Origin of the sequence: Psychrobacter sp. Sarcosine-02u-2 (assembly GCF_002836335.1) — a bacterium.
Taxonomy (GTDB): Bacteria; Pseudomonadota; Gammaproteobacteria; order Pseudomonadales; family Moraxellaceae; genus Psychrobacter; species Psychrobacter faecalis.
Map to the genome: position 1 here is coordinate 1 of NZ_PJBX01000138.1, position 22,708 is coordinate 22,708.

At 44.6% G+C, this 22,708-nt stretch carries 17 protein-coding genes; 3 read left to right on the top strand and 14 right to left on the bottom strand.

Features of this window, described 5'->3' with window-relative positions:
- Window positions 1–27: 27 nt before the first annotated feature.
- From fdx to CXF58_RS05400, 8 genes are all read right to left on the bottom strand, one after another.
- Window positions 28–366: an ISC system 2Fe-2S type ferredoxin gene (gene fdx, locus CXF58_RS05365; RefSeq protein ID WP_068404490.1), complete on the bottom strand. Its 339-nt coding sequence runs from the start codon at window positions 364–366 to the stop codon at window positions 28–30.
- Between the two features lie 109 nt (window positions 367–475).
- Entirely contained in the window at window positions 476–2,353 is a 1,878-nt protein-coding gene (gene hscA, locus CXF58_RS05370; RefSeq protein ID WP_068404488.1) for a Fe-S protein assembly chaperone HscA, read from the bottom strand.
- Window positions 2,354–2,522: 169 nt separating this feature from the next.
- Window positions 2,523–3,113, bottom strand: a complete 591-nt coding sequence (gene hscB / locus CXF58_RS05375; protein ID WP_068404486.1) for a Fe-S protein assembly co-chaperone HscB — start codon at window positions 3,111–3,113, stop codon at window positions 2,523–2,525.
- Between the two features lie 187 nt (window positions 3,114–3,300).
- On the bottom strand, window positions 3,301–3,621 hold the full coding sequence (gene iscA, locus CXF58_RS05380; protein ID WP_068404485.1) for an iron-sulfur cluster assembly protein IscA: 321 nt from the start codon (window positions 3,619–3,621) through the stop codon (window positions 3,301–3,303).
- A 225-nt stretch (window positions 3,622–3,846) separates the two neighbouring features.
- Window positions 3,847–4,260: a Fe-S cluster assembly scaffold IscU gene (iscU, locus tag CXF58_RS05385; protein ID WP_068404483.1), complete on the bottom strand. Its 414-nt coding sequence runs from the start codon at window positions 4,258–4,260 to the stop codon at window positions 3,847–3,849.
- 229 nt (window positions 4,261–4,489) lie between these two features.
- Window positions 4,490–5,716: an IscS subfamily cysteine desulfurase gene (locus tag CXF58_RS05390; RefSeq protein WP_102076828.1), complete on the bottom strand. Its 1,227-nt coding sequence runs from the start codon at window positions 5,714–5,716 to the stop codon at window positions 4,490–4,492.
- The gene (locus CXF58_RS05395; protein WP_102076829.1) at window positions 5,713–6,240 is read right to left on the bottom strand and encodes an Rrf2 family transcriptional regulator; all 528 of its coding nucleotides are present in this window, start codon (window positions 6,238–6,240) and stop codon (window positions 5,713–5,715) included. The genes CXF58_RS05390 and CXF58_RS05395 overlap by 4 nt, the downstream gene beginning before the upstream one ends.
- 499 nt (window positions 6,241–6,739) lie before the next feature.
- Window positions 6,740–7,387: a hypothetical protein gene (locus CXF58_RS05400; protein ID WP_068404477.1), complete on the bottom strand. Its 648-nt coding sequence runs from the start codon at window positions 7,385–7,387 to the stop codon at window positions 6,740–6,742.
- Window positions 7,388–7,987: 600 nt separating this feature from the next.
- Here CXF58_RS05400 and CXF58_RS05405 point away from each other — a divergent pair.
- Together CXF58_RS05405 and CXF58_RS05410 are read left to right on the top strand one after the other, a co-directional pair.
- A complete protein-coding gene (locus tag CXF58_RS05405; protein WP_223808465.1) occupies window positions 7,988–8,299 on the top strand; it encodes an HU family DNA-binding protein in 312 nt (103 codons plus the stop codon).
- Between the two features lie 463 nt (window positions 8,300–8,762).
- Window positions 8,763–10,637 (top strand): SurA N-terminal domain-containing protein, encoded by a 1,875-nt coding sequence (locus CXF58_RS05410; RefSeq protein ID WP_102076830.1) that lies wholly within the window; start codon window positions 8,763–8,765, stop codon window positions 10,635–10,637.
- 154 nt (window positions 10,638–10,791) lie between these two features.
- On the opposite strand, the gene purH is transcribed toward CXF58_RS05410, so the two are convergent.
- The 6 genes from purH to mrcB all read right to left on the bottom strand — a co-directional run bounded on the left by purH (window position 10,792) and on the right by mrcB (window position 19,123).
- On the bottom strand, window positions 10,792–12,372 hold the full coding sequence (purH, locus tag CXF58_RS05415) for a bifunctional phosphoribosylaminoimidazolecarboxamide formyltransferase/IMP cyclohydrolase (protein WP_102076831.1): 1,581 nt from the start codon (window positions 12,370–12,372) through the stop codon (window positions 10,792–10,794).
- 199 nt (window positions 12,373–12,571) lie between these two features.
- Entirely contained in the window at window positions 12,572–12,841 is a 270-nt protein-coding gene (gene fis, locus CXF58_RS05420; protein ID WP_228706547.1) for a DNA-binding transcriptional regulator Fis, read from the bottom strand.
- A gap of 321 nt (window positions 12,842–13,162) precedes the next feature.
- Window positions 13,163–14,476, bottom strand: a complete 1,314-nt coding sequence (locus CXF58_RS05425; protein WP_102076833.1) for a DUF3426 domain-containing protein — start codon at window positions 14,474–14,476, stop codon at window positions 13,163–13,165.
- A 193-nt stretch (window positions 14,477–14,669) separates the two neighbouring features.
- On the bottom strand, window positions 14,670–15,596 hold the full coding sequence (prmA, locus tag CXF58_RS05430) for a 50S ribosomal protein L11 methyltransferase (protein WP_102076834.1): 927 nt from the start codon (window positions 15,594–15,596) through the stop codon (window positions 14,670–14,672).
- Between the two features lie 164 nt (window positions 15,597–15,760).
- Entirely contained in the window at window positions 15,761–16,585 is an 825-nt protein-coding gene (locus CXF58_RS05435) for a tetratricopeptide repeat protein (protein WP_102076835.1), read from the bottom strand.
- A 30-nt stretch (window positions 16,586–16,615) separates the two neighbouring features.
- Complete coding sequence (gene mrcB / locus CXF58_RS05440) at window positions 16,616–19,123, bottom strand: penicillin-binding protein 1B (protein WP_102076836.1); 2,508 nt, start codon at window positions 19,121–19,123, stop codon at window positions 16,616–16,618.
- A 583-nt stretch (window positions 19,124–19,706) separates the two neighbouring features.
- Here mrcB and CXF58_RS05445 point away from each other — a divergent pair.
- Window positions 19,707–22,532, top strand: coding sequence for a heavy metal translocating P-type ATPase (locus CXF58_RS05445; RefSeq protein ID WP_068404463.1), 2,826 nt, complete (start codon window positions 19,707–19,709; stop codon window positions 22,530–22,532).
- Window positions 22,533–22,708 lie beyond the last annotated feature (176 nt).

Sequence of the window (22,708 nt, forward strand, 5' to 3'; positions counted from 1 at the left end):
TTTCATTTCATGCTTCAGCTTTATTATTTAATGATTTTCTTTCGCATGGTTTAACGTGTATTTAGGAATCTCAATCGTTAAATCATCATCTTCAAGCATCACTTGGCACGATAGGCGTGAATCAGGCTCCAGACCCCACGCGCGGTCTAATAAATCCGCTTCGATATCGTCCATCTCATCTAAGGTGTTAAATCCTTTACGCACCACGACATGACAAGTAGTACAGGCTTTTGACATCTCGCAGGCATGTTCAATCTTGATGCCTTTTTCAAGTAGCGCTTTACATAAGTTTGTGCCCGATTCTAGCTCGACTTCGGTGCCTTCTGGGCAGATTTCATGGTGAGGTAATATTGTAATTTTTGGCATAAGTTATTCGTCCGCTGCTAATCAATTAAAAATAAAAAAGGTCAATCTAGTAAGGTTGCTAAGTGAGTGTCTTAAGCGCCTATCATATGAGTGGTATAAATGCTATCTACTACCAATCTTGCGCACTGGTACCCGACATACTTGCTTTGACGCTTTGATTCATAATACGCGCGGCAAAAGCATCACTGTGTGGCTTTAATTTGCCTTGCGCGCTTTCAATAACGGTTAAGTCGTCGGTGCTAAGCGCGGTTTGCAAGGCTTGCATGCTCTCGGTCAATGACTGCTGCTCTTCAGGTGAGATTAACGCCGCAAACTCGCTAAGCGCCGACTGTAGCGCCAATAATTCACGTTCCGCTTCTACTTTGGTCTCAATTAGCGAGCGCGCATTCTTGTCTTCTTCCGCATACTTAAAGCCTGCGATTAATAATTGCTCTTTTTGCTCATCAGACAGACCATAAGATGGCACAATCTCAATTTTACTTTCAGTCTTGGTCGTTGTTTCTTGCGCACTGACGGTCAGCTGACCATTGGCATCAATACTAAAGGTCACTTCAATACGCGCAAAGCCCGCTTTCATCGGCGGAATACCATATAGCTCAAAGCGTCCAAGTGAGCGGCAGTTATCCACTGTTTCACGCTCGCCTTGCACTACATGAATGACCATGCCGGTTTGACCATCTTGGTAAGTGGTAAAGACTTGTCGTTTTTTGACGGGAATAGGGGTGTTGCGCGGAATCAGCACTTCAACCAAGCCGCCCATGGTCTCAAGACCGAGCGATAAAGGCGTCACATCGAGCAATAATAAGCCATTATCACTATCGCCATTGACCAATTGATGCGCCGTTTGTGCCGCACCTAAAGCTACAACTTCATCTGGATTAAGACGGCAAAGCGGTTCTTTAGCAAAGAAATCTGCCACCACCTGCTGCACCGCAGGCATACGGGTAGAACCACCGACCAAAATGACTTCATCTAAGTCAGCGGCAGATAATTTGGCATCACGCAGGACTTGCTCGCAGACACTTAACGTGCGGCGGCTGACAGGCTCTGCAATTGTTATCAAATCGTCGCGGCGTAACACACCTTGAAAAGAGCGCTCATTGACAACAATGTCGATATCGACTTGCTCAGCATCGGTCAATGCTTGTTTATAGCTTTTTGCTTGTTGGGCGAGTATGGATTTGTCGTGCAGGCTCACGTCTTTAGGGTCAATATTTAACTGCTTAATCAGCCAATTGGTCAGTAAGCGGTCGATATCATCACCGCCAAGCGCACTATTGCCGCCTGTCGCTAAGACTTCAAACACGCCATCGCTGAGCTTTAAAATAGATACATCAAAAGTACCACCACCCAAATCATAGATTAAGTAGTAGTTTTCACTATTGTCATCAGTAGGCTGATCAAGACCGTAGGCAACGGCGGCCGCGGTAGGCTCATTTAATAAACGTAAAACGTTAATACCAGCAGCTTGCGCCGCATCTTTAGTGGCTTGACGCTGCGCTTCATCAAAATAGGCGGGCACAGTAATCACTGCGCCTTGTATACTATCATCAGGTAAAGCGCTTGCGGCACGTTGTTCAAGCGCGGCTAAAATACGTGCTGAAACTTCAACAGGAGACACTTCCCCTTGCGCCGTTACAAAGGCTGGCATGGCGTCTTTGCTGCCACTTAACTCATAAGGATGGGAAAATTTAATATCGGCTTGGCTACGGCCCATAAAGCGCTTAGCCGAGACGATGGTATTTTTTGGATCATCTACTAAGTGGGCGAGGGCATCATAGCCGACTAAGGGCTTGCCAGCACTTGGATAGTAGACCACCGACGGCAATAAGGTGTCGGTCGTTGTATCAGCTTGCAAAACTTGCGCCTTGCCTGAGCGTACCACAGCGACCAATGAGCGCGTCGTACCAAGGTCAATTCCTAGGCCAAAACGATGCTGGTGAGGTTGGGCACTTTGATTGGGTTCGGCAATTTGCAATAAAGACATAAGAAAACTCAAAGATAAAATGAATTAAGAGAAATGGTACAAATATAATATATAGTTGACTAGTATTTAATGTTTACAATTATACGGCATAGTAGTGGTTATTTTAACCTTAGCTACATATAGGCTTGTTACCCGCGAAGTTAAACAATTTAAATGAATTAGTATGACGTTAAACGTATAAATCGTCGTCATCTAAATGCTCAGCAGACGCGACTTCATCAAGCCCTGTAGTAACATCGGCATCTAATTTCACCAAAAATTTTAATTTTTGCGTGGCATCAATCGCCGTTTGCCAATCTTGGCTCTGATAAGCACTATCAAAACGCTCAGATTGTTTATTTAGACGCTCGGTAATCTGCGGATGTAGTTGCTTTAGCGCGGCAAGCTCTTTGCCTTCAATCGCATCGTCCAAATCCATACGCATTTGCATCGCATCTTCTAAGAAGTCCAAATCGGCAATCGAATGCTCTAAGTTCTGCGCCTGCCCAGCGATATCCAACAAGTAGCTGGCACGACTGTCAGGGTCTCTTAACGTTTGATAAGCTTGGTTAATTAGCGCTGAGGCTTGCTCTGATTGCTGCTTAGCTTGTGCACTATCCGCTACATTTTTGCTATCAGCGACAAGGTTGTCCGGATGATAGCGTTTTTGTAGCAGACGCAGCTGCTGATCAAGGCGCTCTTGGTTGACCGCAAACTGTACAGGTTGCTCAAATAGGGCAAAGAAGTTATCAAACTGTGCGTCTGGCGTGATGTCTGTCATAGCGTCTGCCTTTGTTTTTATTTATTCTTGTGAAGACTTGCTTTTACTTATGCGCTGTTTTATTTACTGTCTGTTTTAAATACTGGTCTTTTAAAGTTCAGTACTTACTTAGTATCTAAGCGCTAACTCAGGTTTTAGGTGCTAAGCGCTCGTATATCAATCGTTTAGCGCGCTCTGGTTTAGAGCTTTAGACGGTAAACGATTCACCGCAGCCACATTCACCTTTTTGATTGGGATTGGTGAATTTAAAGCCTTCATTGAGACCTTCTTTTTCATAATCCATCACTAAGCCATCTAAATAAACCAAGCTTTTAGGATCAATAAAAATATTGACGCCACGGCTTTCATAACGGGTGTCGTTTTCGTCAGGCGTGTCAACAAACTCTAGCACGTAAGCCAAGCCTGAGCAGCCTGCTGTACGGATACCTACTCGGATGCCTTCACCTTTACCGCGATTGTCCAAAAAGTCTTGAACATGCTGAGCGGCGCGTTCTGTCATTTCAATCATGCCAACTCCCATTGACTATCAATAATTGAGATAATAATTGCGGCAAAAGCGTTTTTATCAACACCACTGCCAGTAAAGCGTTAAAAATAAATAAAAGGTGACAATTACATGAGCGTTATTGTCACCTTATGGGCGTTAGTAGCTTCTAACGTCGTATTACTCATGTTTGTTTTCAAATTCGCTACTTGCGCCTATTATATAAATAAGCGCAAGGCTTTATATAATTTAGCTGGTTGCTTCTTCTGTTACTGCCGCAGCTGTACCATGCTTACCTTTATAGTCGCTAATGGCGGCTTTAATGGCGTCTTCTGCAAGGACTGAGCAATGCACTTTTACCGGTGGTAATGCCAATTCTTCAGCGATATCCATATTTTTGATCTCGCCAGCTTGGTCTAAGCTTTTGCCTTTTAGCCACTCGGTGACAAGCGAGCTTGAAGCAATTGCTGAACCGCAGCCATAGGTTTTAAAGCGTGCATCTTCGATGATACCGTTATCATCGACTTGGATTTGTAGGCGCATCACATCGCCACAGGCTGGGGCGCCAACCATACCCGTACCAACGTTTTTGGCATTTTTGTCAAGATTGCCGACGTTGCGTGGGTTTTCGTAATGATCAATAACTTGGTCACTATAGGCCATGGGGTTTTCTCCTAGTTAGATGATGAGTAGCCACTTAAATGTTAAGTTATATAAGTAACTTTCCAAATAACTCACTTATTAAGTTTAAATGTCTGTCTACTCATCGATAATTGGGGTCAAACACATATTATAAAAATGGTATTTATAATTGTCTGATGAATTATTTGGTTTAATGCTTATACCTGATAACCATTAAACCTTTTTACTATTAAAGTTTTATGAATAAATATTAATGCTCAGACCATTCTACCGAGTCTAAATCAACGCCTTCTTGGTACATATCCCAAAGTGGCGATAGCGCGCGTAATTTGTCTACCGCTTCATGCATCTGTTTTACCACGGTATCGATATCTTCTTCGGTGGTATAACGACCAAAGCTAAAGCGGATTGAGCTATGGGCCAACTCATCTGGGCGACCGATGGCGCGCAATACATACGATGGCTCAAGCGTCGCTGAAGTACAGGCTGAACCTGATGAAACCGCCAAGTCTTTTAACGACATCATCAGTGACTCGCCTTCAACAAAGTTAAAGCTGATGTTAATGATGTTAGGCACGCTGTTTTCTAAATCACCGTTTAGATAAATCTCTTCGATATCTTGTAGACCGTCCCACAGCTTTTGGCGTAATTTTGCCACGTGAGCATGGTCTTCTGCATAACGCTCATTGGCCAATGCAAATGCAGCACCTAGCCCAACAATTTGGTGCGTTGGCAAGGTACCTGAACGCATACCGCGCTCATGGCCACCGCCATGCTGCTCAGCTTTTAGGCGAATACGAGGTTTACGGCGAACAAATAGCGCACCGATACCTTTAGGGCCATAGGCTTTATGACCTGAGAAACTCATCAAGTCAATTTTCATCTCTTCAAGATTGACAGGTATTTTACCCACAGACTGCGCACCATCGACATGGAATACAACGCCCGCTTTGCGAGTGATCTCACCAATCGCGGCAACATCGGTAATGGTACCAAGCTCATTATTGACCATCATTAGTGATACTAAAATCGTATCGTCACGTAGGGCTTCTTGTACTTGCTCTGGCAAAATCAAACCCGTACCAGCTTGTGGCTCAAGGTAAGTAATCTCAAAACCTTCTTGCTCAAGCTCACGGCAAGTATCTAAAACTGCTTTGTGCTCAATTTTACTGGTAATGATGTGCTTGCCGCGCGACTGATAAAAATGTGCCGCGCCTTTAATAGCTAGGTTATCTGATTCTGTCGCGCCCGAGGTAAAGACGATTTCGCGTGGATCCGCATGAATCACTTCAGCGACTTGCTGACGAGCCGTTTCTACCGCTTCTTCTGCTTGCCAGCCGTAACCATGTGAGCGTGATGCTGGGTTACCAAAGATGCCGTCTACCGTCAGATATTCGCTCATTTTAGTAGCGACTGACTTAGCAACTGGCGTCGTGGCGGCATAATCTAAGTATATAAGGTTGTTATGTTGGCTCATGCTGGGTTTGCCTCGCTGGTCGATAGAGTAATAGTGTTGATGTCTTTTGTGGACATATCTTTTGTAGCAATGTCATTTGGAAACGTGAGGTGCTGACGGTCTGAAACTGACTGCACATGTTCCATGTCTAATAATTGCGCTAATGTTATATTTTTCAAGTATTGTTCGACATGATTTGATAAAGCGCACCATAAATCATGCGTTAGGCACATTGTACCACTTTGACAATCACCGCGTCCGCCGCACTGCATCGCATCGACAGATTCATCGACAGCAGAAATGATGCTCATCACATCAATCTGATCAAGGGGCTTGGCTAAATGATAACCCCCTGCTGCACCGCGGATACTGGTGACCAAACCGCGCTTACGGAGCTTGGAAAATAACTGTTCAAGATAAGAGATAGATATCGATTGCCGCTTAGCAATGTCAGATAAAGAGACGGCGCTGTCTTGTTGGCTGGTTTGCAAAGCCAAATCAAGTAAAGCGGTCACGGCGTATCTGCCTCGAGTAGTCAAACGCATGTGTTATCTCCAATCCTTTTTATAAAAAGTTTATTTAACAACGAACTTAGTCTTGTCGTATTCCAAAAGTGCAGGGTTATCAATAGGTTCTTTATAGATTTAATAGATTTATAATCGACTTATTGCTAAAGGCCAGTTAGTAGCTAGCCGTACTTGCGCTTCTATTTAGGAAAATCATCTATCGACTAAGTGGTGTCTTGTCGCTATTAAACAGCAGATGGTTTACCCGATGTGTGCAACGATAGGGTAATTATACTCAATCCTGAGTAATTTAGTCAAGATTAAAGTGTGGTTGAATGGTGAGTGTGACTTATTCCTATCATTGATAAAAACAATGATAGGTAATATTAAGGCTTAAAAAAGAATAAATACGCGAACGCGCAGGATGTGAACTACAGAAAGGAATCAAGAGCGCTTAATAAGTCTACATCCTATTAAACGCGATACAAGGTTAGAAGAATAACTTTAAAAACACGTTATCACTGCAGTTAGTAAGGCATTAGGTCATGATAAATAAAGCAATAATGGCAGCGATAGCGATAACCGCAAAAATAATTGCGGTAATGATAAAGGTCTTCTGCTTGCTTTGCAGTTCTTTAACCGTGGTTTCAAGTTCACGGTTTTTAATGGTCAGCGTGTTGATTTGAGTTTGCTGCTCCTTAATACGCAGCTTATAACTCTCCTTTTTTTCTGCCATTTCGGCTTCGGTAGGTTTGGTCTTACCTTTGCCGCCCTTAATCTTTTTGATCAGCCCTTGAATTAAGCTACCAAAACCAAGCTGCATAATAAACTGCTTGACCAGCTGTACTTGCACCGCCTCACCGCGCATTTGCAGCTTTTCAGTCGACTCAGTATCGTGGGTGATGATGGCGTTAATCACCTGAACGCTATAAGCGTTGATAATAACGTCAGGCTCACTACGGCCGATAGGCAATCTATCATCTAATAATACCCCTTTGGTAGTAAAGGTGGCGAAAACCTCTACATGAGGCAAGTATAACCTAAGCGCGACGACCGTCTCTTGCTTGGCGAGTGGATAAGCAGCTTTACGGAGTTCTGGGTCTAAACGTAACAACAGGGTCAGCGCCGACTCGATAAACACTAATATGATATTAAGAAAAGAGTGAGACAACGTAGAACGCTTCATGTAAATAATCCGTTTTTATTGTGTAAGTTAAAGATAAAAGGACAAACAAAGGTCAAAATCAACCCAAAATGTACAATGCAATCGCGCTTATAGTAACGCCTTTAGCATAAAAAGTAACGCACGTTTCTGTCAGTTGGTCAGTCACTACCTTATAATTTGCTCATCTATAAAGACACCAAAATTTATGACTGGTAATGCATTAGTCGGGCTTGGCAGCTATTTTTCGATCCAAGTTTATGCTTTAGTTTTTAATTTTGCTTGTTAGTATAAAAACTGAGTTTAAGCACCTTCATCATATTTGAGTATTTAGGTTATAAAGGCAAAATGCATAAGAGAGCCAATACAAAGATAGGTGCTTTGACGATAGGTGCTTTATTTCATTAAATCCTATAAGCTAAAGTAGCGATTTAATAGAAAATTTGCAGCAGTTTTAAGTAACATTGAGTGTCAAATACGTAGTAGAGTGCACAAAAATATGTAAAATCGCTTGCGCTCCTTATGCTGCCTTGATATAAAGACGTTAACAAAGCGAAACCTGTTTATGCGTGAGGCCAGTGGTTTTTATTGCTTAAGTACTCTGAGAGCGATACAATACTTGGCGTGAGCGTTTTTTACCCCCTAAAACTTGAAGGAAATTTTATGAATAAGTCAGAATTAATTGATAGCATCGCCGAAAAAAGTGGTCTAAATAAAACTCAAGCTGGCGAAGCTTTGAATGCAGTAATGGAAAGTGTTGGTGAAGCGCTAGAAGCTGGCGACAGCATCTCATTGGTTGGTTTTGGTACTTTTAGCGTAAAAGACCGTAAAGCGCGTACTGGCCGTAACCCTAAGACTGGTGAAGAGCTTAGCATTCCAGCAAGCAAAGTACCAAGCTTTAAAGCCGGTAAAAACCTAAAAGAGCGTTTAAACTAAGCCGCTTTGTTTAAGCTGTACTCTTTTTAGCTATTCTATAATAAAATAATCAAATGCTCGTTGACGACGTGATACACGAATAAAAACAGCGTTGGTTGGCAGTAAAACAATAGATAGCAACTTATGACTTAACGATTCATTAAGTCATGAGCCAATGACCAAAAAAGCACCTAGAGATTAGGTGCTTTTTTTAGTGCTGAAATTTGTAGCTTTAAGTGGCAATAGTCGCCTGAATATTTTGAGTCTATATCAAAAATCACGTATCATAGGGCGCGCGATAGCGGTGTTGTATAAACAAGAGTTTTTATTAAATCTTGTTATAAACTTCGTCAATCCGCCTAATTTTATAGCGATAAAATGCACACGTTCTTCTTCTTACCATTGCCTGCTTATACAGCGTTGATATTATTAATAGTATTACAATGGTCTTTCATCAATATAGGTTAATAAAGCAGAGATAACTATGGATAAATTGCGCGATTTCTTAAAAAGCTGGCCGGGTCGCATTTTATTGATTTTGTGCCTATCGCCGCTCGCTCTATTGGGTGTCGAAAGCTACTTTGGCGGCGGTGTCGATCCCAACCAAATCGCTCAAGTAGGTGACAAAAGCGTGGGACTGTCCGAGTATCAAACTGCCGTCAATAACCGTCGTACTGAGCTTTTAGACCAAGTTGATGATGCCAGTTTATTGAATGAAGACGTGCTGCACGAGCAAGTCCTAAAGGGGCTGATTGATCGTACCTTGCTAGAGCAGCAGGCTGGCAAGCTGGGCATGACGGTTTCTGATGACACCATCAATCGTTTGCTGCGCCAAGAAGAAATCTTTAAAGATGCAGAGGGCAATTTTTCTAACGAGCAGTTTGCAAACTTTTTACGTCAACGCAATATGACAAAAAACCAGCTGTTTGCTGAGTTTCGCAACCAGTTGAGCCTAGATCAGCTCAATGCCAGCATCGTCGGTACCGCAGTTTATCCGATGCAAGCGGTCAGTCAGTTGATTGATTTGCAGCTAGAGTCGCGCAATATTTGGCTGCATCGTTTTAAATGGCAGGACTATGCTGAGCAGGTAAAGTTGAGCAAGGGTGATATACAAGCTTACTATGATGCCAATAAAGACAAACTCAAAAGCGCGGCCATGGTGGACTTGGCTTACTTACAACTGACTCCGCAAGCGATTGAAGTTAATGAGGTTGCCCAAGAAGATTTGCAGCAGCAATATGAAGCCTATAAGCAAAGTCTTGCTATCGTAGATGAGCGTAAAATTAGCCAAATCCTGCTAACGGGTAAAGATGCCAAAGCACGCGCGGATAAAATTAAAGCCCGCCTTGCGACAGGTGAGTCATTTGCCAAGGTTGCCAAAGCCGAGTCTGATGATCCGTCAGGCGAAACAGGTGGCGATATCGGACGTTTTAACCCAGCGGTATTTGGTAATGATGCACCAGCCGTGGAAGAAGCACTGGCAGGCTTGAGCGTTGGTGATGTCAGTGCTCCCGTGAAAACCAGCTTTGGCTATCAGATATTTACCGTGACTGAGGACAATGGTAGCAAAATCCCAAGTCTAGAGAGTATGCGTGCAGAGCTAACCGCTAAAGCGAAAGAATATAAACGCCAGGAAATGTATGCCGATAAAGTCACAGCGATTAATGACTTGGCAGCAGATGGCTTTAGTATTGAAGACATCGCTCAGCAAGAGAATGTGCCATTAAAACATATCAAAGATTATCGTAAAGAAAACAACCAATCTGCTTTGGCGCAGCCGGCGGTGATTAAGCAAGCGTTTGATGAATTTACCATTCAAGACCAAGCGGTGACTGCGGGTATTGAGGTTGGTAATGGTACGGTATGGGTACAGCCAAGTAATTATCGCCCAACCAAGACGTTGTCTTTAACAGCGGCGACGCCAAGAATCACGCAGATATTGCGTCAACAAAAAGCAACGGCTTTAGCGTTACAAGCGGCGAAGAAATTGGCGGCCACTATTAAAACGCCTGCTGATATTGCAAAACAGCCCGTGAAGCTGCAAGCATTGGGCGAAGTAAACCGTCAGACCACGCAATTGAGCGAAAAAGAGCGCGGCTTAGCCTTTAGTCAGCAAGCGGCAGCCAATGGCGTCGTGGCGGTAGCGAGTGAGACTGAAACGGGTGCGACATTATTGGTCGGTGATCGCATCAAAACAGAGCAGCAATCGCCGCTATCTGATGCCCAAAGAGCACAAACTGCCGCCATTATTCGTGATAATTTGGGTCAAGATCAGCTGCAAGATTATCTAGATTATCTACGTATGGTCTATAAAGTTGAGATTAATGAAGCCAATATGGCCAATGCGCAAGGACGTTAAGCGACCTATAAGGCATTTGTTAAACCCTTTTTTTAACGAGCTTTATTAAGCCTTAAATATGAAAAAGCCACTATTAATAGTGGCTTTTTTTATGCATTACAATTTTTATTTACTCTCAACGCTGTTTTCTTAATAGCATTATCTTAACCGCTGATTAATGGCGGAAGTGGCGCATACCAGTGAAGACCATGGCAATACCATGCTCATTGGCGGCAGCAATCGTTTCGTCATCACGCATAGAGCCGCCTGGTTGGATGATAGCAGCAATGCCGACTTCGGCCGCGTTATCAATACCATCACGGAATGGGAAGAAAGCATCTGATGCCATTACCGCGCCTTCGGTAGCAAGACCAGCGTGCTCGGCTTTGATAGCGGCGATACGCGCTGAATTGACGCGGCTCATTTGACCGGCGCCAACACCGATAGTGCGTTGACCTTTGGCATAAACGATGGCGTTAGATTTGACGTATTTAGCGACATTCCAGCTAAATAATAAATCAGCAATCTGTGCTTCGGTTGGCTGGACGTCGGTAACGATTTTTAAATCGTTGGCGGTAATAAGGCCCAAATCTTGCTCTTGCACCAATAAACCACCATTGACACGTTTATAATCAAGCTGGCTGTCGCGCTGCTCAGGCGTTGGCAACTCGCCACAAACTAAGACACGGACGTTTTTCTTAGCAGCGGTCGCCTCCAAAACGCCATCTTCGATACTTGGCGCAATGATGACTTCGACAAATTGATTGTCAATAATCGCTTTGGCTGCAGCAAGCGTAAGTTCGCGGTTAAAGGCAATAATACCACCAAAAGATGACTCAGGGTCGGTACTAAAAGCGGTGCGGTAAGCGGCGACTTGATCGCTATCTACGGCGACTCCGCAAGGATTGGCGTGTTTTACAATCACGCAAGCGGGCGCACTAAAGGCTTTAACACATTCAAGGGCGGCATCGGTATCAGCGATATTGTTATAAGAGAGCTCTTTACCTTGTAGCTGCTGCGCGGTTGCAATAGAGGCTTGCTGGCTTTTCAGGGCATGGTTTTCGACATAAAAAGCCGCTTTTTGATGCGGGTTTTCGCCGTAGCGTAGGTCTTGCACTTTTTCTAATTGGACGTTAAAGGTACGAGAGAAATTCTCTGCCTCTTGGTTTTCATTCACGCGGCTGCCCAAGAAATTGGCAATCATTCCGTCGTATTGTGCGGTATGCTCAAAGGCTTTGACCGCTAAATCGTAACGTAGGGCAGGGGTTAGTGTCGTTCCATCGCCTAATGCTTCAAGCACGCGCGTATAATCAGCAGGGTCAGTCACAATACCAACGTGAGCGTGGTTTTTTGCCGCTGAACGAACCATAGTAGGGCCGCCAATATCGATGTTTTCGATCGCATCGTTCATGGTGACGTCACTACGTGCAATCGTCTCTGCAAACGGATAAAGATTGACGACGACCAAATCAATGCGCTCAATAGCGTGCTCATTCATGACGCTGTCATCAGTACCGCGGCGTCCTAAAATACCGCCATGGATTTTTGGATGTAGCGTTTTAACGCGGCCGTCCATCATTTCAGGGAAGCCCGTATAGTCTGAAACTTCAGTGACGGCGACATTATTTTCTGTTAGCAAGCGGTAAGTACCGCCAGTCGATAATAAACCAAAACCAGCTTTAAGCAAGCCTTGGGCGAATTCTACGATATTTGACTTATCGGAAACCGATAGTAGGGCAAGGGGAGTTGTACTCATAAGAAAATTTCCATAAAAAAAGCCTGACGTAAACGTCTGGCAAGGTAATAATGGCAAGCAGTGCAGAGCATATCGGGTTTGATAAGATCATAAACTATAAACGTGCCATACAATTGAATGTCGGTTAGCAGTGCTAAGGAGCGTGGTGAATGCGATAGTTGGTCGTCGTAAATAACAGCGACTGGTATAAAGCCATAGATTACATTAAGCCATAAGTTTTGAGCTTTTTGCGTAGCGTACCGCGATTGAGACCTAAGATTTGCGCACACTTGGTCTGATTGCCGCGGCACTTTTCGAGCACGACTGACAATAGTGGCTGCTCTATCTCTTTTAAAATAAGCTCATATAAGTCGGTTGGCATCTCATCATCGAGCATCGCAAAATACTGCCGCACCACGCGCTCTACATGCACACGTAACGGTTGGTGCGCATGAAGGCTATCGTCTAAGGAAGCTTCTACCTTATGGATAGAGCGATGATAGCCGTCTTTATAATCAGCAGAGCTCTCAATATCCTGGTCAAAATGAGTGGCATTATACGGTGCATGTGGTGGCATAAGATAATGTCCTTAAGCGTAAGCGTAAACCATAAGGCGTTTAAGCGCTATTATAACAAAGTCAAAGCCTATCAGAACAATAGATTGGGTATTACCCTATTATTACTCTAGGCTTGACGCTATTTATTGTCATTTATGACGACAGATTTAAAACATTTAGGACAAATTTGATAAAAGAGCAAAACTTTTGAATAAATCTTATTGCTTATAAATGGCATTTTACCAAGCTGAATGTTAATAAATAGGCTCGGCGTTTACTTTGTCGATTTGAGCATTGGCAACGGGGATGGTAAATAACAGCTGCTTGCGACTTGTGGCGCCCAATTGGCTCTGCGTGCTGAGTAGATAATCTTGCGGTGCTGCAATAAATTCGCCGATAAGTGCATCAGTACCATAAACACTAACTTTCACATGCGGCAGGAGTTGTGCTTGGGTGCTTTGGTTGTTTAAAGTGATGCTGATATCACTAAAGGTGTTGGCAGTCTTGATGCGGCTAGGTCGATGAGTGATATCGCTTGTACTCAAAGCCGCTAGATTGGCGCTAGGTAAGCTACAAGCGGCGATAGCACATACTTTTTGCAAGCGCTCAGCATGGGCAGGATTTTTAACCAAGTTATCTAAATTAAAAATGACATACTGTGCAAAAAGTAGCAGCGCTAATACCAAACAACCAAGTGTCCAGAGTAATGAAGCAAGCGAGCGCTTAGCAGGTATTGGTGAAAACTTGGCTTGTGCTTGCTGCCTTTTAAGGCGTGCGGCCTGCGTGTTGTCTTCGTCTTTGATAGAAACGCCCATGCTTGCGAGCAGCGCTGATAAACCTGTGTCTTTTCTTGGACTATGACCGTCTTCGTTTTCATTTTGTTCTTTGAGCAGTTTTTCAAGCCAAGACTCATCGCTATTATCATCGATACTGGCATGGATGTCATTAGCTGCCGCTGAGCTAAGGGCTACTTGGGCAGCTGATGCTGGCTCTTTTATAAGAGCGTTTGCTAAAGAGGGTTTTTCTATGGGACTAACAGAGGCGTGAGCGCTTTTATCTAGCTTTGTTGCTGGGCTTTTCGTCGACTTATCACTATTGTTTGTGGTTGAGGTAGGGGTGCTATCTGCTGCTTGCGTTAGCCAAGCGTCCATACTGTCGAGCGAACCGTATTCTAAATCTTCCTCTTCAAAATCTGCAATATCCATATCATCGTGAATCAACTGATCGTCTATCAAATCTTCTTCAGCCATATCATCATGGATAAGAATATCTGCATCTTCTGGTTCAGAGGTGCCGTTTGGCTTGGTTGTGGCTTTTGCTTCTGGCGTAACGGTAGACGTTTGCTTAATAGAAGTATTGGCGGTAGTGGATGCATCAGATTGAGGTTCATGCCCCATAGTGTCAGCAGTCGGCTCTGTATCATTCGTGACAATAAGGTTGTTATTGACCAAAAAACTGTGTTGACAATGTTCACAGCAAACATTGGCTGTTTTTTGGTTTAACTGTGTTTTTTTAATATTAAAAATAGCATGACAATGAGGGCACTGGGTTTTGATTGGCGTAGTCATAAGGTCGAATCCAAAAAGGTATCAGTATTAATACCGCATGTTAATACTGCTTAATCGCTTACCAATCGCTGCCAGTTTTTTATGTCTTTTTTTATAGAGTAATCATCATAATTTGCAGGCAACGATAGAGCAGCGTTAAATACACAACATTATTTAACTGCTCCTCTATCGTAACAGATGTAATTAAATGTTGCTATCCTGTAAATGTACCAGATAAACGCTGCCAATGTTGATCTTCTTGCGCGGTAAAAGCATGCTTAGGATCGAGCGCAAAGTAAGGCTGATACGCTTCGCTGACCTGCTCGGTTTGCGATTCAATCAAGCCTGCTAACACGATACGGCTTTTGGGTGCCATCAGGGTCGCAAAATAAGGCGCTAAACCAATGAGTGGCTTGGCTAAAATATTAGCAACCATGATTTCTACGGGTTTCATATCGTTTTGTTGCCAGTAATTATTGAAGTCTTCTGGCAAAAATGCTTGCAAGCGATCATCAACGTGATTGCGTGCTGCATTTTGATTGGTCGCAAGCACCGCTTGTGGGTCAATATCCACCGCATAAACTTGACGCGCGCCCAATAACAGCGCCGCAATCCCTAAAATACCAGAGCCGCAGCCATAATCGATCACAACTTTATCGGTCAGGTCTTGCTCGGTCAGCCAATCAAGACAGAGGCGAGTAGTGGCATGGTAGCCAGTACCAAAAGCCAAACCTGGATCCATAATAATATTGGTAGCGTCAGGGTTCGGCGGTGTCAGCCAATTAGGCACAATCCATAAGTTATTGGCGCACTCGATTGGCTTATAATTGGACATCCATTCGCGCTCCCAATCCTTATCATCGACAGCGTTGACCCACGTTCGGCTGGCCTGTACTTGTGCGCCGATTTCATGGCTTAATTCCTCAAGTAATTGACGATTGCCAGCATCTGTATTGGCGTCAAACAAGCCTGTGATTATGACCTCATCCCATAACGGTGATTCACCGGGAAGGGGTTCAAATAAAGGCTGGTCGCCTGCGTCATCTAAAGCGATTGATAGCGCGCCAGCTTCTAATAACAGCGCCTCAGCGAGATCGACATTGTCTTTTTCACATTGTAAATGCAGTTGTTGCCATGCCATAAAGGTAACCTTAGTTTAAAATAAAAGTGAAGAATTAAAGGAGTAAAAGAAAACAGTCATTAAACCCAATAAAAAACGGGATAAAAAAATTAACGACTAAATCTATAAGCCTATTTTAGCGCTTATAGATTCAGTCGTCATGGTAAATACGAGAGTGTGTCCTATTAGCGCAGCGCCTGTCTGGCCTCATTTATCACGCGAGCGTTACCCTGTGCTTGTCCTGATTGCAAGATGATTTGCCAAAGGTTGCGGCGGCGAGTGCTGTCTTGAGCAACGGTCAAACCTCGGCGCGCCATCGCTTCAGCCTTACGTGGTTGATTCTTTTTAAGAGCGACTTGCGCCAAATAAAAATAGACGGCTGATGATTTGGGCGCGAGGCGCTGCGCGCGCGTAAAGCTGCTCTCAGCGCCATTTATATTGCCTGATTTTAATTGCTCTGTACCTGTTTGCATGAGATTACGAAAGGCTGGCAAGTTGCTGTTATTGGCTGTGCTTTGCTGACTGCGCTGCTGTGAGTTTTGCCGCGCCCGCTCCAATAGCTCATTATGCGAAGGAATTGATGGTTCGGATAGGATGTAATCTTCACGAGAAGGCGTAAGGATGATGGCATCTTGGCTATCAGGCTGTGTGATGATTGGACTTTGTGTTGCTGGCGTATAGACCTGTTCTGCTTCGGATGACTGCATTGTCGAAGTCGGTTGTGTAGGCACTGTATTGGGCACGGTAGAGTACTTATTATCATCGCCTTTAACAATCGGTGCTTGGGTTACCGTTACTGGCTGTTTTGCTGTAGGCTGCTGTTTTTGAGGCGCAGACGTTTGCGCAGGAGACGTTTTTATTGCTATCGGCGCCGTTTGGCAAGCACTTAAACTTAATGCGCTAATAAGGGCGCTAGTAGCAAGTATCGTATTAATCAGCTTAGTTTGCCCTTTAGAAGGAGCAGTGATAGCCTGCTTAGCGGCGACAGTTTGCTGTATCAATAAAGCCATGTTAAAACCCTTTTTTAAGTCTTAAAAACCCTAGAACCATTCAACGGCGCGGTCATACCAAGTATCGGCACGATTGCTCGACCCGCCTTCTTGCTCAGCGTTGCCGGCATTGTTAGCGTCGTCACCTTCGTTATCCGTATCAACGGCTTCGCCATTAGGAATATCTAAGCCTTCACGGCGGCGCTGTTGATTAATCGAGCCTTGCTGGTTTTGCCATTGTATCTGCTCGCGGGCACGCTCTTGTTGATATAAGCTAATAGCACAACTGCTGGCTTCTTCGGGTAGATACGCTGACATCACTGGCAGATAGCGCGCATCAGCACAGCGTTCATTAGACAACTTGCCAGAGTTGTTCTCAAGCCACAACCACTCAATTCCCTCAGGCTCTGGCAGCGCGACAGGGGTCAGCTTGAGACGATTCATATAATCGACCCAAACTGGCAAAGCGCCACTACCACCGCTTAGACCGATAGGTTTATTGTCATCACGACCGACCCAAACCACGCTAACATAGTTGCCACTGTAGCCGGCAAACCAAGCATCACGATAATCGTTGGTCGTACCCGTTTTACCAGCAAGGTTTAAGTTGCTGCCAAGCGATTGTATGCGTCTGGCCGTGCCGTTTTTGACCACGTCTTGCAAGGCATAGTTAATCAAAAAGTTGGTCTCAGGCGGAATACTACGCTGGGTATTTAAACCGGTACGCTGCAAAATATGTCCGCGATCATCAATAACACTACGAATACTATGAATAGGCGTGCGGAAACCACCGGTAGCGAATACTTGGTAAACGCCCAGCATATCCATTGGGCTAAGATTGACCGAGCCTAATAAAGCCGAAGGATAAGGCGGGATTTTCTCTTTTACGCCCATGCGCTGTAGCTGTTTGGCAAAGGTATTAACGCCAAACTCCATACCCAAACGTACCGCGCTGTGATTATACGATTGCGACAAAGCGGTGGTAAACGGCACGTAACCATGGTCACGATTGTCATAGTTCTTTGGATTCCACTCAGTACCGTCACTCAAATTGACCGTAATCGGTGAATCATCGACCGAGCTTGCCAAATTATAGCGCCCGCTTTCAAGCGCCGTCATATAGATAATTGGCTTTAATAACGAGCCAACTTGACGCTTCGCATCGACAGCACGGTTAAAACCAGTAAATTCACTGCCACTACCGACCACTGCCACCAGCTCACCAGTTTCAGGATTGGCACTGACCAATGCGCCTTGTAAGTCTTTGGTCTTGCTACCGCGACGACGTAGCTCACCAAGTTTTCTCTCGACCGCTTTGTCCGCTGCCAATTGGGCAATAGGATCTAAGGTACTGATGATAATCAGACCTTCGTTTTTCAGATCATCAGAATAATAGACTTTGTTCAATTCACGCTTGACGATATCTAAAAAATCAGGGAACTGGCTTTTGCCTTCGACGGGTTTGTCCGCCACATCGAGTGGTTTTTCTATCGCTTTTTCGTACTCTTCTTGGCTAATTTTACCGACTGCTAGCATATTATTCAGTACGGTATTACGGCGCTCTGTCGAATCGTTTGGATGACGGCGCGGGTTATAAACGCTCGGGCCTTTTGCCATACCAACAAGTAGCGCCTGTTGGTCTAAACGCAGCTCTTTGAGGGGTTTATCAAAATAAAATTGCGAGGCAAGGCCAAAGCCATTGATAGAGCGATTGCCGTTTTGACCCAAGTAAATCTCGTTTAGATAGGTTTGTAGAATCTCATCTTTACTATAATGCAGCTCAAGTAACACCGCCATCAATGCCTCATTGGCTTTACGTTTCATCGTCCGATCGGAGTTCAGATAAAAGTTTTTAATCAGCTGCTGAGTGATGGTCGAGCCGCCCTGTCTAGGGCCACCGGTAAAGTTGTTTAATACCGCACGCGCGATACCGCGTATCGAGACGCCTTTGTGCTCATAAAACCCGCGATCCTCGGTAGCGATAAGCGCGTCAATCAGCGGCTGCGGTACTTGATCGAGCGTCACCACCATGCGATCTTCGTTACTGTCTGGATAAATACCGCCGATGTTTACTGGCTCCAGACGAATAATGCCAGTTTTGGCAGGCTGGGTGCTTTGTACCGACTCAATCTTATTGCCAGCAATGGTCATTTTGATGACTTGCTCTTTATCGACGTCGTTGGCGCTATACGTAAAGCCGCGCGTATGGATAAAGTAGGTATTGCCAGATTTATGGTAGGTACCGGTGCGATCATAAGCCTTGTTGCTTTGATAATTGAGCAGCTTAAGCCAAGTTTTCATGGTGTCTGTATCGACATTGGCGCCTTGATACAGCTCTAGGGGCTGCGAGTAAACCTTAGCAGGAATGTCCCAGCGCTTGCCCTCAAACTTGTGGGTAATGGTGCGATCAAGTTTGACCAAATATAGCGCCAATAGCACCATAGCTGCGATAATGACGATTAATAAAATACCACTAAACACCACGCCGCGCTGCTGTGAGGGTAGCGTATTGATAGCAGGCTTAGACGACTGTGGTCGCTTAGAATTAGACTTTTGCACTGATGACACACCATTTTGGGATAAAAAACTGCCTCATAATGACGCAAATTGACAAATTTTTCAATCTATCATCATCAACGCCTGCATTCATTAAGCAGGCGTTAGACTTTCGTAGTAGGTGTTTTGGAGGTATTAATGTTTTGGGATAAAGGGCTAGGCTGCTTACGCCGCGCGCTTGTAGTATAATGTTTATATTAATAATTAGGTGGTGTGTCAAAAAGTATGCTGATTAAAACTTGAACAATTTTTGAAGCCTTGAAAGCCCTATAGAATCAGAGAACTTAGCATAGATTTCTTATTGACTTCTATCGCCAGCATACTTTTTAGAACACCACCAATAATTAGGTTGATACCAACAGTTTTATCGACCCCTTTTATTAATAGTTTTTACCAATTTTTTAGTCTCATTTATGCCAATATCATTGTGCCAATAACGTTGTGCCAATATCTATGTAAAGTAGCTGTGTTAAAGGCAGATAATTCAATCGCTTTTTTACATAGGGATTGACTCTCGTTAATCAGAGCAAGTTTATTAAAAGCCGGTCGGCTGCAAGTAAACTTGTCGAAAGGAAATAGCGCGATTATGTCTAGTATTCCCTCATCTATGCCAGCAAATAACAACCGCCACTATCAAGACCACTCGATTACTGAGGGTCTGGTATTGCCGCTTGCCGGTCATTGTTTTCATTGCGGTGATCCGGTACCAGAGCCGCCGTTTCATACCGATATTTTAGGTCAGTCGCGCGAGATGTGCTGTATGGGCTGTCAGTTAGCGTCGCAAAGTATTGTCGAGGCAGGGCTTGAGCAATACTATCTTGACCGCTCGGAGATTAACCGTACGGCAAGTTTACCAACCCAGCTGACGCGCCTTGAAGCTTATGATCACGATGAAATAAAATCTCAATTTGTCTACGCCCAAGACGGCATGTCGGTAGCAGAACTATCGGTCAATAATCTGCGCTGTGCGGCCTGTACGTGGCTGATTGAGTCGCGGCTAGATGAGTTAGATGGCATCAGCCAATGTCAGGTTAATTTAACCAATCAGCGCATGCGGGTGATTTGGGACGAAGATAAGCTGCCGATTAGTCGTATTTTGGGCGTTATCAATGAGATTGGCTACGAAGCCAAGCCTTATCGTCAAGATACCCATGAGGCCATGCTGGCACGTCATAACAGTCAGATGCTATTACGGCTTGGTATCGCGGCGCTCGGCTCGATGCAAGCAATGATGTATGCGGTAGCGATTTATTTTGGCGAATATAGCGACATGCTTATTTTTCAGCGTGATTTTCTACGTTGGGTGTCGCTATTTGTGAGTACGCCGGTGTTCTTTTATGCCGGTGTGCCGTTTTTTACCTCAGCATGGTCAGCGATTCGTGCCCGCCAAGTCAATATGGATGTGCCGGTTAGTATCGCCTTAGTGGTGACCTTCTTTGCCAGTCTTTATGCGACCATTACCGGGCAAGGGGAAACGTACTTTGATTCGGTCAGTATGTTCATTTTCTTCTTATTGGCTGGGCGTTATATTGAGCATAATGCACGCTTAAAAGCCGCCACTATGGCCAATGACTTGGTGGTGGTCGAGCCCGTCTTGGTACAAAAAATTGCTGAAGATAAAGACGCGGCGGCGCGTATCTTGCAGCTCATAGAGCAAAATACGCTTAATAATACTATCTTTGATAATGACGCTCTTTCTGATAATAGTGCTGAACAGGTGCTTAATCCAAATAATAATTTAGCGACAAAGGGCACAACCACTAGCGCAAAAACGATGCCCAACTTTAAGCAAAGCATGGATGCCAATATTCAGCAATTGACGTCACGTATCGCTCAAGACTGGCAGCGAGCAAATCATAAACCATCAAATATAGCGCAGACAGAAGCCGTGCCAGAAAAAAGGCAGATGGTGACCGCTCATAGCTTGCAAGTGGGCGATATTATTATGGTGGAAGCAGGCTCTGAGATTATCAGCGATGGTATCTTGCTTAGCTCTACAGCGACCGTCTCGCAAAGCCTGCTAACTGGTGAGGGCGATTTAATCATCAAAACCCAAGGCGATTATATCGTTGGCGGCGCCCAAAACGACAGTCAGCCGTTTGAGATGTTAGTGACGGCATTGCCAGAAGACAGCCAGATAGGGTTGATTGATAGGCTGATGAATCGGGCGATGAGTGAGAAACCAAAACTCGCTCAGCAAGCGGATAAGCTGGCGCGTTGGTTTGTAGCGCGGATTTTAGTATTATCAGCTTTGGTGTTCATTGGTTGGTATATCGTCGACCCAAGCCAAGCAATTTGGGCAACGGTGGCGGTATTGGTGGCGACCTGTCCGTGTGCGCTCTCCTTAGCGACACCGATTGCGCTGACGGTAGCGACCAATCGATTGGCGAGTTATGGCTTTTTAACCACACGAGGCCATACGCTGCAAACCCTTGCTGAGATTACCCATGTGGCGTTTGATAAAACAGGCACGCTGACTTATGGTAAGCCCAATTTATTAAATATCGAGCGATTGGCAACTAATGATACGACAGCTGCTAGCAATGAAGAAAAAGACAAGCTATTAGCGATTGCCGCCGCGCTTGAAGTGGGCAGCCGCCATCCGATTGCTCACGCTTTGCTCACCGCCGCTTATCAATTACATCTGCCTGCGACGCAGTCGTTGCAATACTATCCTGCAGGCGGGGTAGAGGCAATGATTGATGGCGTCCTATATCGCATCGGTCATGTCGATTTTGCCATGGATAAAGCGAATACTGATTCTCAACAAAATAATGCGTTAACCATTGATTTAGCCACTCATCGTGCCAGCTCGGCGGTGGTATTGTCTTGTCAAAATAGTCCGTCAAATGCATGGCAAGCGCTGGCAGGTTTTTACTTTAACGATAAGGTACGTGATAGTGCGCCGTCTATGCTCGCCGCTCTCAAAAAATCAGGTATTGAGCCGGTCATGCTAACCGGTGACCCAAGTCCACAAGCACTGGTAATGGCGGAAGAGTTAGGCATGAAAGCCGCTTATAACGGCCTGTCGCCAACCGATAAAGTCAATCATATTCAAGCGCTGCAAGCAAAAGGCGCCGTCGTACTCATGGTTGGTGACGGTATTAATGATGCGCCTGTTTTAGCAGCGGCAGATGTCTCAACCTCGATTGCGGGCGCAGCAGATTTGGCGCAAGTCTCGAGTGACAGTATCATTCTAAATGGTCAAATCGAAGCTATCACGGCGGCGAAGCGTATCGCTGATAAGACCAAACGTATTATTAAGCAAAACTTACGTTGGGCGCTAATTTATAATAGTAGCGTCTTGATACCCGCAGCTTTAGGCTATGTGCCGCCTTGGCTTGCGGCGATTGGTATGTCGTTAAGCTCATTATTTGTGGTATTAAACGCGCTGCGTCTAAAGCGTGCTTAATGTAAAGCAGCTTAAACTTATTTATATAAACCTCAAAAATTACCCACAAAAAAACCGTCTTTATAATGAACTGACCCCCATAAGTTGGACACAACTTTTGGGGGTTATTTTATGAAGTATGACATCGACTTTAAACTAAGAGTGATCGTCTATTATCAGCAAGGTCATTCCGCTTA